The sequence below is a fragment of the Methanobacterium veterum genome, from assembly GCF_000745485.1.
Classification (GTDB): domain Archaea; phylum Methanobacteriota; class Methanobacteria; order Methanobacteriales; family Methanobacteriaceae; genus Methanobacterium_D; species Methanobacterium_D veterum.
The window spans coordinates 474,394-486,412 of record NZ_KN050693.1 but is presented as its reverse complement, the minus strand read 5'-3'; the positions used below and the strand labels follow the sequence as shown (position 1 = coordinate 486,412).

The 12,019-nt window shown below is 32.4% G+C and carries 13 protein-coding genes and 3 tRNA genes; 10 read left to right on the top strand and 6 right to left on the bottom strand.

What is annotated here, in order from left to right:
• Positions 1-56 precede the first annotated feature (56 nt).
• Positions 57-311 (bottom strand): hypothetical protein, encoded by a 255-nt coding sequence (locus tag EJ01_RS12570; RefSeq protein WP_048080822.1) that lies wholly within the window; start codon positions 309-311, stop codon positions 57-59.
• Positions 312-560: 249 nt separating this feature from the next.
• Between EJ01_RS12570 and cobQ the strand changes: the two genes are divergently transcribed.
• Positions 561-2,063, top strand: a complete 1,503-nt coding sequence (gene cobQ, locus EJ01_RS12565) for a cobyric acid synthase CobQ (protein ID WP_048081060.1) — start codon at positions 561-563, stop codon at positions 2,061-2,063.
• Between the two features lie 40 nt (positions 2,064-2,103).
• Here cobQ and EJ01_RS12560 read toward each other — a convergent pair whose 3' ends face one another.
• The 3 genes from EJ01_RS12560 to EJ01_RS12550 all read right to left on the bottom strand — a co-directional run bounded on the left by EJ01_RS12560 (position 2,104) and on the right by EJ01_RS12550 (position 4,047).
• Positions 2,104-2,568, bottom strand: a complete 465-nt coding sequence (locus tag EJ01_RS12560; protein WP_245611208.1) for a universal stress protein — start codon at positions 2,566-2,568, stop codon at positions 2,104-2,106.
• Positions 2,555-3,553 carry a calcium/sodium antiporter gene (locus EJ01_RS12555; RefSeq protein WP_048080824.1) on the bottom strand — a complete coding sequence of 333 codons (999 nt, stop codon included), beginning with the start codon at positions 3,551-3,553 and terminating at the stop codon, positions 2,555-2,557. The genes EJ01_RS12560 and EJ01_RS12555 overlap by 14 nt, the downstream gene beginning before the upstream one ends.
• Before the next feature lie 98 nt (positions 3,554-3,651).
• Entirely contained in the window at positions 3,652-4,047 is a 396-nt protein-coding gene (locus EJ01_RS12550) for a hypothetical protein (RefSeq protein ID WP_245611207.1), read from the bottom strand.
• Between the two features lie 469 nt (positions 4,048-4,516).
• Between EJ01_RS12550 and corA the strand changes: the two genes are divergently transcribed.
• The 4 genes from corA to EJ01_RS12530 all read left to right on the top strand — a co-directional run bounded on the left by corA (position 4,517) and on the right by EJ01_RS12530 (position 6,014).
• Entirely contained in the window at positions 4,517-5,563 is a 1,047-nt protein-coding gene (gene corA, locus EJ01_RS12545; RefSeq protein ID WP_048080826.1) for a magnesium/cobalt transporter CorA, read from the top strand.
• Positions 5,564-5,688: 125 nt separating this feature from the next.
• Positions 5,689-5,762, top strand: a tRNA-Gly gene (locus EJ01_RS12540).
• A 2-nt stretch (positions 5,763-5,764) separates the two neighbouring features.
• Positions 5,765-5,838: transfer RNA gene (locus tag EJ01_RS12535), tRNA-Gly, on the top strand.
• Positions 5,839-5,940: 102 nt separating this feature from the next.
• A tRNA-Gly gene (locus EJ01_RS12530) sits at positions 5,941-6,014 on the top strand.
• Between the two features lie 243 nt (positions 6,015-6,257).
• On the opposite strand, the gene EJ01_RS12525 is transcribed toward EJ01_RS12530, so the two are convergent.
• Entirely contained in the window at positions 6,258-6,662 is a 405-nt protein-coding gene (locus EJ01_RS12525) for a CBS domain-containing protein (RefSeq protein ID WP_048080827.1), read from the bottom strand.
• A 344-nt stretch (positions 6,663-7,006) separates the two neighbouring features.
• Here EJ01_RS12525 and nikR point away from each other — a divergent pair, with 344 nt between their 5' ends.
• The 3 genes from nikR to hycI all read left to right on the top strand — a co-directional run bounded on the left by nikR (position 7,007) and on the right by hycI (position 8,838).
• Entirely contained in the window at positions 7,007-7,453 is a 447-nt protein-coding gene (gene nikR, locus EJ01_RS12520) for a nickel-responsive transcriptional regulator NikR (RefSeq protein ID WP_211253436.1), read from the top strand.
• Positions 7,454-7,559: 106 nt separating this feature from the next.
• Positions 7,560-8,378: a 50S ribosomal protein L11 methyltransferase gene (locus tag EJ01_RS12515; RefSeq protein WP_245611206.1), complete on the top strand. Its 819-nt coding sequence runs from the start codon at positions 7,560-7,562 to the stop codon at positions 8,376-8,378.
• Positions 8,362-8,838: a hydrogenase maturation peptidase HycI gene (hycI, locus tag EJ01_RS12510; protein WP_048080829.1), complete on the top strand. Its 477-nt coding sequence runs from the start codon at positions 8,362-8,364 to the stop codon at positions 8,836-8,838. Before EJ01_RS12515 ends, hycI begins: the two co-directional genes overlap by 17 nt.
• Before the next feature lie 90 nt (positions 8,839-8,928).
• Here hycI and EJ01_RS12505 read toward each other — a convergent pair whose 3' ends face one another.
• Entirely contained in the window at positions 8,929-9,291 is a 363-nt protein-coding gene (locus EJ01_RS12505; protein ID WP_048080830.1) for a carboxymuconolactone decarboxylase family protein, read from the bottom strand.
• A 223-nt stretch (positions 9,292-9,514) separates the two neighbouring features.
• Here EJ01_RS12505 and EJ01_RS12500 point away from each other — a divergent pair, with 223 nt between their 5' ends.
• Together EJ01_RS12500 and EJ01_RS12495 are read left to right on the top strand one after the other, a co-directional pair.
• Positions 9,515-10,630 carry an ATP-grasp domain-containing protein gene (locus EJ01_RS12500; RefSeq protein WP_048080831.1) on the top strand — a complete coding sequence of 372 codons (1,116 nt, stop codon included), beginning with the start codon at positions 9,515-9,517 and terminating at the stop codon, positions 10,628-10,630.
• A gap of 105 nt (positions 10,631-10,735) precedes the next feature.
• A complete protein-coding gene (locus tag EJ01_RS12495; protein ID WP_048080832.1) occupies positions 10,736-11,815 on the top strand; it encodes a glycosyltransferase family 4 protein in 1,080 nt (359 codons plus the stop codon).
• Positions 11,816-12,019 lie beyond the last annotated feature (204 nt).

The window sequence follows — 12,019 nt, the reverse complement described above, 5'->3', positions numbered from 1 at the left end:
GCAATACACTTAAAATATCTAAAAATAAGTTATATCAATTTAAATAATAAACAATCTTACTTTTTTTCAATTTTACTTCCTAATCTTACACTTTGTATTGCTCCACCGCTGATCATTTCTTTAATACCGTCAGCATACTCTACAATGAAATTTAAGTTTTTGAATTCAATAGCAATTATTTTGGCGTGCACTGAACTGCCATTTAAAAGTATAATAGTGGCCTCTTCCCCTTTAAAATTTTTAAGCTCATTAAAAAAGGCACTTTCAGTCTTAGATACAGTTTTAGGTACTTCAATCTTTTTGCTCATCATAATTATCTCCTCAACTTGATTTTTTGGCGCAGTAAATTATTTTGAAATACAGAAGTTTCCATAATATCATACCATCAGTATTACTATTTTTGAGAATTATAACATAATAAAATTACTTTTAATATAATTGAAAACAATATTGAAACAATTTTAAAATATTTACTATTAACTTTAAAATTAGAGGTAGATCATTTTAAATTTAACATATACGGAGGCTGAATTTTGCGTTCTGATAAAACCAAATGCATAATGGTACAGGGAACTTCATCAAATGCAGGAAAAAGTGTTGTTGTAGCTGCACTTTGTAGAATATTTTCAAAGAGAGGATACAACGTTGCACCGTTTAAATCTCAAAACATGTCCCTTAACTCATATACAACTCATGAAAATGCAGAAATAGCAATTGCGCAGGTTCTGCAGGCTGAAGCCGCAGGTATTGAACCTTCATACCATATGAACCCAATCCTCCTTAAACCAAAGGAAGATTTCATATCCCAGGTAATAGTGCATGGGAAACCTGTTAATGATATGAATTTCTATGATTACCAGAATTCATTTAGAGAAAAAGCTTTAAAAGCTATAAAAACATCTTTAGATACTCTAAAGGAAAAATATGACATAATAGTGATAGAAGGTGCAGGTTCCCCTGCAGAAATAAATATGCAGGACAAAGACCTTGCAAACATGAAAATAGCAGAAATTGCAGATGCAGATGTTATATTAGTTGCAGACATCGATAGAGGAGGAGTTTTCGCATCAATCGCAGGAACATTTGCTTTACTTCCTGAAAAAGACAGGAAAAGGATAAAAGGAATAATTATCAACAAATTCAGAGGTAACCTGGACATATTAATTCCGGGAATACGTCAAATTGAAGAAATTGTAGGAGCTCCAGTACTTGGAGTTTTACCATATGATGAAAGCTTAAAACTTCCAGAAGAAGATTCTGCATCATTATCAGAACGAAAATACAGTAAAAACGAAAAAGTAACCATTGGAGTGATGCGCCTCCCAAGGATCTCTAATTTTACAGATATAGATCCCCTCGAATACGAACCTGATGTTGGTATAAAATTAATAGAAATGGGAGATGAAATAGGGAATGTAGATGCACTGATACTTCCAGGGACAAGAAACACTGTTAACGATATGATAGCTTTAAATGAAGCTGGTTTCACCGATGAAATTGCCAGTTTATCCAGAGAAATACCTGTTTTTGGGATATGTGGTGGATACCAAATGCTTGGAAAAAAGATAATTGATGAATCATTTAAAGAATCCAAATACGGCAGCGTGGAAGGAATTGGTATTTTAGATGCTAAAACTAAATTTGACAGAATTGACAAAATTGTCACTCAAAGTAGAGCAAGCATACTTGGAAATGGAATATTTAAAGAAATAAAAGGAGATTCTGTAAATGGATACGAACTGCATGAAGGCCTTACACTTCTTGGAGAATCCAAACCACTATTTGAAGTTATTGAAGGATGTGGAAATCACCCATCATCTCCATATGACGGCGCAGTGAATGGTTATACTGCAGGTACATATCTTCACGGAATATTCCACAATTTCACCTTTAGAAGGTTCTTTACAGATTATTTAAGGGCTCAAAACGGTATTGATATGCTCGGTTTTAGTGAAGACAATTTTGAGAACCTTAAGAAGTATTCAATCGATAGGCTTGCTGAAATCGTTGAAGACAATGTAGATTTAAAATTAATTGAAGAATCTATTGAAAAAAGAGTGTAAAAATAAAAAAATATACTTTATTTATTTTTTTTAATTAAATCTACTCGATCTGCTCTAAAGGCTTATGTTTAGACCTTATCAAAAGGACTGTGCATGGAGCTGAGTGGACAACTTTTTCAGATACGCTACCAAGCAGGTGCTTATCTATTTTGCTTTTTCCAGTTCCCATTATTATTACATCTACATTTTCATCTTCTGCAGTTTCAACTATCTTTTCTGCAGGATCCCCCTCAATAAGCATCGGTTTGAAATTTAAACCTGCATTTTCGAATTCTTGTCCCATGCTTTCTAAAACTTCTTTTCCTTTGCTTTTCAACTCGTTAACCATCATCTGTTTAACTTTACTTGGAGTCAGGAAAGGTGCAGATGTATCTGCAATATAAAGGCCAATGACTTCTATCGATCTTCCATCTACTAAATCAAGAGTATGTTCAATTATTTCATCTAAATATTCCCCAGTACTTGTAACCAATACTTTTTTATACATAGTATCACCCGAATACAAATATTCTTATTACTGCATAAGCTATATATGTTGCCAGCAAAATTAATCCATTGCTTCTTGTAAGTTTCATATCTTTTTTTATAAGTAATAACAGCAGTACTGTAACAAAAATCATCGCAGGAGCATCAAAGATAAGTGAAGTATGGTCTACAGGAACGTTCAAAATAAGGGCAGGTACTCCAATTCCTATAAGTATATTGAAAGTGTTACTTCCAAGAACGGTCCCTATTGATAAATCATGTAAACCTTTCATGGCAGATGAGAACGTAACCACAAGTTCAGGGATACTGGTTCCAATAGCAAGCACAAATAGACCCATTATCATTTCAGGAATACCTAAAATCTTCCCAATTTCAGTTCCACTGTAAACTAAAAGCCTGCATCCGATTATCAGTCCTGCAAATCCAACTAATATCCACACTATGCTCTTAGGAGGGATTGATTTAAGTTTGGATCCAGACTTTTCATTAATGTTTTCAAGTTCAGATTTTTCTTCAATTTCAATCTTATTACTTTCAGCATCTTCTTTTTGGGCTTTTATTAAGCTTCTCAGGTAAATTGCATATACAACTATCATTACAATAGCTGCTATTTTTCCAATGTCCCCAAAGAACATGAAAAACATCAGTATAAGCGCGGTGGCAAGTGTAACTGCTCCGTCCCTTTTAAGCCCTTTAGTATCTGATTTTATAACTCCTGTAAAAGCGGCAGTTATACCTAATATCCCTGCAATGTTCCATATATTTGATCCAATTACAGTTCCAACTCCTATATCCACACTGCCGCTTAAAGTAGCTATCATAGCAGAACCAAATTCTGGCAGAGAAGTCCCAATAGCCGACGCTGTAACTCCCAGTATTATCTGGGATATCCCCAACAAAGCACCGACTTCTACCAAATGATCAACAAAGATATCTGCTGATTTTATTACAATAAGTAATGAAATTATCAAAATAACAATTAGTTCTACTAAAAATATTTCCATAAACTCACCAGTTTTTTTATTAAATTAATAATAAATGGACAATTATTTTGTACCATAATTAACCATCATATGTTTATATAAAAAAATGAGTTAAATTATTACTCATGATATATTCCAAAAATAAGAACTCCTGCAAGCACTATAACTAAAAATAACAACTGAGGATTATCAAAAAAAGGAGCCATGCCCCTCTGCAAAATATCATCAATAAAAGACCGGGAAGTAAGTTGAATTCCCATGCTTAAACCTATTACTACCCCGTTCAGTTTCAATCTTTTCTTTTCTTTCTGTATAGCAAGATATTCTTTATCAAAATCAATCTGAGAATGACAACTTAAAAGTCCAGATCCTAATTTATATTCCTGTGGAAGATTTGAAATATCTTTATAAGTCTTCCTGTATTTTCCTGATGCTTTACGCCAGCTTTCACGCTTAGCTTCCTGGCTACAATTACTAATATCAGATGGACAGTATTTTTGATTTGGTGATTTCACTTCAAATGGTTTACCGCACCATTTACAATATTTTATTTGTGTAATTTGACCGCTAATCGTAAAACCTCATATTTTTGAATTTTAATTAGATATCCATTATTATACTGACTTTAAATTTATGTATATTGAATATAAACTGCTTTAATGCTGTTTACAAAAATTAACACAGCCAATATAACAATGCACCCCATTAAATAAATCTCATTTAACTTATTTTCATATTTTTGAGCATTGCATGATTAAATAAGTCAACATATATAAAATTTTTACACTATATATTCTACGCCGGAAGTAGATTGCCTTTTTCCTTATATAAATGTTTCGAAGAAATAACATTATCCAATAATAAATTTAAATTAATTCTCAAATTTATACCAGCTTTAAGTCTAATAAAATATTTCAAAAATTAAATAATAAAATAAAAATTAGCATTAATCTTATAAAAATAAATAAATTTTAACGTGAAAACATGCTAAATTTGAAACAACGGTCAAAAAAAGCAGGACTTCCTCCAGGATCACTTATTTACACAGGTGCAGAAAATATACCCACTAAAATGATTCTTATCGAATATAATAAAGATATTTTCAATGAAAAAACGATAGATGAATGCCCCCAATTTGCAAATAAAAATACAATAAAGTGGATAAAAATAAATGGCCTTAAAGATGTAGAAAATTTAAAAAAAATAGGTAAATGTTTTAATTTACATCCACTGGTACTTGAAGACGTATTAAACACAAATCAGCGCCCGAAAGTAGAAGATTACAGCGACTACCTTTACATAGTCTTGAAGTTATTTGATGTCAGTGAAAATGATCAGATGGTTACAAAACAGGTTAGCTTGATTCTCAAGAAGAATCTGGTAATTTCTTTCCAGGATGATGATGAGCCCTTATTTGATTTAATCATCAAAAGAATAAAAACTAAAGAGAACCAAATAAACAGCAGGGGAGCTGACTACTTATTGTATTCATTAATAGACACAATTATCGATAGTTATTTTTTAGATCTGGAAAATGTTGAGGACAATATAGAGCGCATAGAATATAATCTAATAGAAAATACAAGTCCTGCGGTTCTTAAGAGAATTCACAGCATTAAAATGGACATTATAACCCTTAGAAAAACAATTCGCCCCCTCAGAGAAATGCTGAGTACACTTGAATCCTCAGAATATTTTCAAATTGCAGAATCAACAGACTATTATTTTAGAGATGTCTATGACCACTCGCTGCAGATCTATGAGATGTTAGAATCTTTAAGAGATAGAACTTCAGAAATATTAGATATCTATCTTTCAAGCACAAGTAACAAATTAAATGAAATAGTAAGGGTTCTAACAGTGATATCTACTGTATTCGTGCCTTTAACATTTATTGTAGGGCTTTATGGGATGAATTTCAACAACATGCCAGAACTAAGGGAACCATTAGGATACCCTGCTGTTTTAGTAATAATGGTGATAGTAGCACTATTTATGCTGGCTTACTTTAGAAGGAAAAAATGGATATAAAAACATATTAATATTAACAGAGAAATTATTCAATAACATCGATTTTGAGGAAATTTGGCATTTGACCTCACAAAAAACCTAAAAGTTTATATATGATGAACCTAAAAAGGATGGTATGCTGATATGCGACGTTAGTCCAGTCTGGTTAAGACTCTGGCCTGCCACGCCAGTGACCCGGGTTCAAATCCCGGACGCCGCATTGCATCTGTAGTCTAGTCTGGTTAGGACTTGGGCCTTCCAAGCCTACGACCCGGGTTCAAATCCCGGCAGATGCACTTCTTATAATAATGAATTTTAAAATTAATTAAACTAAATCCACTTATATTTATTCTATCCCTATTTTAAATCAACTTATTTTAAATCCAGGAGATCTCATTGCATCTGTAGTCTAGTCTGGTTAGGACTTGGGCCTTCCAAGCCTACGACCCGGGTTCAAATCCCGGCAGATGCACTTCTTACAATATTGAAGATTAAAAATTAAAATTTTAAGCTGAATTCTTATTTTACTCATCATATCTTGTTAAGATTAACTTATTTTAAAAATATAAAAATAAATTTCATTTTACAGTGATTTCAGAGTTATAAAAAATGATTTAATAGAATTTTCAAAGTTAAAAAATTCAATAAATAAAAATATAATTGACGGTCTTAGTGCGACAGCCAATTTAATGTACTAAAAAAGTTTTAGAGCAGTTTAATATTCTGGCACTAAAATTTCAGCTGCTACCAACCGACATATATCTGTTTTTGTAATTACTCCAGCTGGTTTTTCATTTTCCAGAACCAAAAGTCCAGATACATCAGCCCTTAACATCAAATTTGCAGCATCTTCAATTTTATCTTCTGCAGATATCGTTATAATATCTTTTGACATTATATCTTCAATCTTTAGATTATCAGATACTGTTGTACGTGGCTTAAAAGCTCCAAGCATGCCTACAAGATCAAGATAAGATATTACACCCACGGGATTTTCAGATTTATCCATAACAAAAAGTCGTCTTACTCCTTCTTTGTACATCTTTTCAAATGCATCAATTGGCCTTGTATTTGGGTCAATTGATATTATGCCTTTATTCATCGCTTCCCTAACTTCCATCCTATCCCTCCTGATTATCCATTACAATTATTAATTGATCTTTTAAAGTTATATGAGTATTGAAAAAGTAAGAAGATAAGTACTTATTTTTGTATTACATAAGCTATTTCATATTACAAATTTCAAAAAAAGTAATTACACCATTGTTCTCTTAGAGCAATATTGCTCTTCAAGGACAAAGTTTAAATAGTAATATAGTAATCAAATAGTATTATATCATATAATTCGTGTTTAAAATATGCATGAATATTGTTGGCCATGCACAATATTGTTGTGCAATAACAACATTTAAATACTATAAAATGTTATGATAATAATAACGTAATAATGGAGGGAGAATTGTGATGAGAATTAGTATGTCGTTGCCAAAAAAATTGTTAAATGAATTTGATGGAGTATTAAAAGACAGAGGATACCCGTCAAGATCAAAAGGTATCAGAGATGCTCTTAAAGATTATATCGTAAGGTACCAGTGGATGAATGAAATGGAAGGAGAACGTATAGGAATAATTGCTGTAATATACGACCACCACTACACTGGAGTAATGGAAGACCTTACTGAAATTCAGCATGATTACAAAGATTTCATTAACGCAGTTATGCACGTACACATGACAGACAAACACTGTCTTGAAGTCATAGTTGTTAAAAGAGACGTTAAATACATCCGTACACTTTCAGAAAAAATCATGAGACTCAAAGGTGTAGAACACGTACGTCTTACCAGTACAGCAGTCGGCAAATCAATCGATCTTGAAAAAGCCGGTGCAAGCAGCCCAATGTCACCTTAATTAATGAATTTTATTATAAATTAACAACGCAATTGCTTATCGTGACTCGTGTTCAACCAGTCACGATAAGAACACTTACTCTTTTTAAGTATATTAGGTGAAAAATGTGCACCTTAATGAAATTGAACCACTGATTAAAACTAAAATTCGCACAACACCCTATCATCTCAATCTTTTATCTGATGAAGAAAGGATACTTGCCTTTTATGAAGCAATAAAAGAAAAAGCTGAAGGTACTATATACGATATAGGTACTGGATGTGGAATACTTTCGATTTTAGCAGCCCCTTATGCTGATTTTATTTATGCTGTTGAAATAGATCATACTGCCGCAAAACATGCCAAATCAAACCTTGAGTATTTTAGTAATGTTTTAGTGATAAACAAAGATGCAAAAGAAGTTACTTTTCCGAAAAAAGCAGATTTAATTATCTGTGAAATGTTAGACACTGCATTAATCGATGAGGAACAGGTCCCTGTTCTTAATTCTATTTTAAAATATCTGAAAAAAGATGGTGAAATCATACCCCAAAAGATCCTGAACGGTGCTGAAGCCATTGACATGGAAAGAGAAAACATCTGTTACGAGGATAATGAGGCTAATGAAAATCCAAATTACGACGTTATGAGTAATTTCAAGATATACAGTGAAATTGATTTTAAAAAAGAAATTAAAGAAGATGTGGAAACTGATTTGGAATTTAAAATTTCCAAAAAAGGATCTGTTTCAGGGATTAAAATCACTACTTTTACTTTACTAACTGACCACCTGATCTGCGGGCCAACTCCAATGCTCAATCCACCATTGCTTATTCCAACTGAAAAAATCAAGGTAGATATAGGAGATATCATAAAAGTTAAATTGATCTATAAAATGGGTGGTGGATTAGATAGCATTAAAACCAGAATTGAAAAAGTTTCTTAGAGGATATAAAAAAATAGTAATTTTGGGCATTGGCAATGAAATAAAAGGTGACGATGCTCTTGGAGCCATTATAGCTCAAAAATCATTATTATTATTTGACAAAAATGAAAATATTGTTGTTTTTGATGGGGGGACTGTCCCTGAAAATTATACTGGATTAATAAGAAAAGAAAACCCCACCCACATAATCTTAGTTGATGCTGTGGATATGAAAAAAGAACCAGGACATATCCGTGTGGTGGAGAAGGAAGAAATTGCAAACTATAACATTTCAACACATGCTATGCCTATATCATTTTTAATAAAATATATGGAAACTACATTAAGCGCACAGATAATATTGTTAGGAATTCAACCAAAAAGCATGGGTTTTGCAGAGCCCATTTCAAAAGAAGTTGAAGAAAGTATTGGAGAAGTTTTAATTACATTTGATAAAGTGATTAAAGAGAATTTTAACTGAATTTTTAATAGTTTTCAGTAGTTAACGATTTTAAAGCTTATATAATCTAGTTTTAAGGAGTTATTATCTAATGCGTAATTTTCAAATTATTTAAAGCTTTTTAATGACTTCGGAGACAATATCTCTACAATTAGCTAATGCAGGGGCTCCGGATGTGAGTAAAACTACCCCAAGTAAATCTGCTATTTCTTCTTTTGTTGCTCCAGCATTAATAGCAGCATGCAACTGCTGTTCAACACAGTAACCACATTTACCCGAAATAATAATTCCAAGTGCTATCAATCTTTTTGTTTTAGTTGGAAGTGCACCATCTTTTAAAATTATATCATCGAACTCACTTATTACATCCAGAAGTTTGGGATTTAATTTTTCATACATGTCCAGTATGTCTGGAGAAAAGCCCATTAATTTTCTAGCTTTTTTAATAGCCTCATGTCCTTCTTCATGTACCATAATATCACCAGTTTAGTATATGACATTCAAATTTATTAAATTTGGTGGAATTATTCATAACTATTAATCTTTATATTGAATCCCAATTAAACTATCTAAAAATTAAAAAGCAAATCAAATATTTTTAAGTAAGAAAAAACAAACCTGTTAATGTTGTAAAATAATACGTTTAAACAAGGCTAATATTACTAAAGATTAATGTTAAGTGATTTCCAGTGATAAAATGAAGATACTATTTATAGGGGCAAGACTTTTTGATGATATTGCAGCATATACAAAAAAAGAAGGAATTACAAGCATAGTAACAGAATCCAATCCTGATTCTAAAAATCTAGATCTTCCTGATGCTCACCATATTGTTCCAAGAGGAATGGAAGGACCTAAAGAAATTGCACTTAAAGAAGATGTAGATGCAGTTGTACCCCTTATAGGGATAGATAAGCCTCTTTTTGAAATTGCAAAATTAAAAGAAGATTTAGAAAAAAATTATGGATTACCTGTTGTTGCATCTCCAGTAGATGCTGTTTCTATATCAAGAGACAAACTTAAGACAAAGGAATTCTTTATTAAAAACCAGATTAAAACTCCTTCTTTTAGTAAAGTTTCTAAGAATCTCCCTGAAATCCCATTACCTGCAGTATTAAAGCAGTTAGAAGGCCAAGGAGGTAGTGGAGTAAAAATTGCGGCGAGTGAAGATGATCTTAGGGGCTGCATCAATGATTTTGAGGGAGCATTTATAGAAGAGTTCGTTGAAGGCACAGAAGTATCCATTGAAGTTTTAAGATGGAAAAATGAAACTGTTCCTCTTGTTCCAGTTTATAAAGGAAAAACAACTCTTGAAGGTACCCATCCCCTAGATAAATTAAAAACTGCTCCTTTAAATATAGAAAATCAAAGAAATGAAGATATAAGGCAGGTAGCTGGAAAGATTGCCGATAGTTTGGGATCAGAAGGCGTAATTGATATTGACATAATTATTGATAAAACAGGGATCAATTATTTTATAGAGATAAACACACGGCCCAGCGGTACACGATACTTAACAGCAGCTTCAACCAACATAAGTCCAATGCACGAACTTGTAGATATGGCTTCCCAAAAATGGAATTCTAAAGAAGTTCAAAAAAGGATCATGCAATACTACGCACTTGAGATACCTGTAGGTGACTACAAAACAGATAGGAACAACTATAAATTCAGAGATTTTGAAAATAAAAATTGCTGGGTAATTCACGGCCCTCAAAATTTTCAACGTATAACTATACGCGCTGAAAATGCACAAAAAGCATATGAAACCGCAAAAATGTTAAATGTGGATTATAACAAATTTCGTAAATAATTATTGTCAAAAACAAAAAATTAAATTTTAATAAATAAATATAATAAACATAAAAAAGTCAGGATTAGTAATAATAATATAATAAATTTAATATAAGGTGGTAAGTTGAATAATTTCCAGATAGACATTTTAATATTCATTATTGCATTATTATCAACAATATTCTTTACAATAGTCATAAAAAGAGTATTGATAGAAGCTAATGTAACAGATAAACCTATTGTAACCGAACACAGCCATAAAGCAGGGACCCCTACAATGGGAGGGCTTGCAATTTTACTGGGTATTCTCCTTACTTCGTCGATCTATTTTACAAATAGATACTTAATGATAGTGGCCATTATAATGGCAACTGCAGGAATTATAGGACTTTTAGATGATTTACTTGGACTTAAAACCAAAGAAATTCAAAAGAAGGTTCGAAATATATACTCCACCCCAATAGAAATGGGAAGATTAATGCTTAAACCAGGGGAAGAAGCACGAGTCGCAACTGAAAAAGCCAAAAAAGACCTAGTGAAATATTTAGCTGAGAAGAAAGTTGAAATAGTTGGTGAAGCCCCCATTAAAAGTGAAGTAGAAGAAAGTGAAAAAATAATTGCCCAAATTATAATTTCATTATTTTTATTAGGCTCAGGAGCCGTTAGTTCCTCAGTACTCGGAATTGATATCGGCTATTTTATAATACCCGTTGTAATATTTGGTATAGTTGGAGCTATAAATGCAGTAAACCTTATTGATGGTATGGACGGTCTTGCAGCAGGAATACTTGCAATAGCATCTTCTGCCTGTGCAATTTTTGCCATTACAACCAACAACGTAGATGGTGCACTTCCATTCATAGCACTTGCTGGAGTTTCATTTGGTTTCCTCGCTCTAAATAGGTACCCTGCCAGCATATTTATGGGAGATACTGGTTCTTTCGCACTAGGGGCAGGTTACATTACAGCAGCATTTTTAGGCAATGTATTATACTTTGCACTGATTGCACTTGCTATTCCTATAATTTCAGTTATAGTGAGCCTTTTACACCGTGCCCATATTATAAACCTGCCAGTAGAACCATTACACCATACTTTAAATTATAAAGGACTTTCAGAAAAGAAAATAGTGCTTCTTTACTGGGGAATTACCCTCATAATATGTATTCTAGCACTTTATTTCTACCATGCATTTATAATTTAAATATTTTTTTACATTTTTTTGAAATAGGGTTAGAATAGGGACCCTCAAACACAATGTGTTTGGGGGGGCCAAAAAATCAAAAGCCAACAAAAAACTTTGTTTTTTGTGGCGTGCAAAAAAATTTTATTTTTTTGCAGTTGCAAATCCCTCAAAATTCTTCGAATTTTGGGGCACAAACACTGTCAAACACGAGGTGTTTGACGC

Bases quoted from the DNA above. Each gene is read 5' to 3' on its own strand.
- EJ01_RS12570 (WP_048080822.1), bottom strand. From the start codon at position 311: ATGATGAGCAAAAAGATTGAAGTACCTAAAACTGTATCTAAGACTGAA.
- cobQ (WP_048081060.1), top strand. From the start codon at position 561: ATGGTACAGGGAACTTCATCAAATGCAGGAAAAAGTGTTGTTGTAGCT.
- EJ01_RS12555 (WP_048080824.1), bottom strand. From the start codon at position 3,553: ATGGAAATATTTTTAGTAGAACTAATTGTTATTTTGATAATTTCATTA.
- corA (WP_048080826.1), top strand. From the start codon at position 4,517: ATGCTAAATTTGAAACAACGGTCAAAAAAAGCAGGACTTCCTCCAGGA.
- EJ01_RS12525 (WP_048080827.1), bottom strand. From the start codon at position 6,662: ATGGAAGTTAGGGAAGCGATGAATAAAGGCATAATATCAATTGACCCA.
- nikR (WP_211253436.1), top strand. From the start codon at position 7,007: ATGAGAATTAGTATGTCGTTGCCAAAAAAATTGTTAAATGAATTTGAT.
- EJ01_RS12505 (WP_048080830.1), bottom strand. From the start codon at position 9,291: ATGGTACATGAAGAAGGACATGAGGCTATTAAAAAAGCTAGAAAATTA.
- EJ01_RS12500 (WP_048080831.1), top strand. From the start codon at position 9,515: ATGAAGATACTATTTATAGGGGCAAGACTTTTTGATGATATTGCAGCA.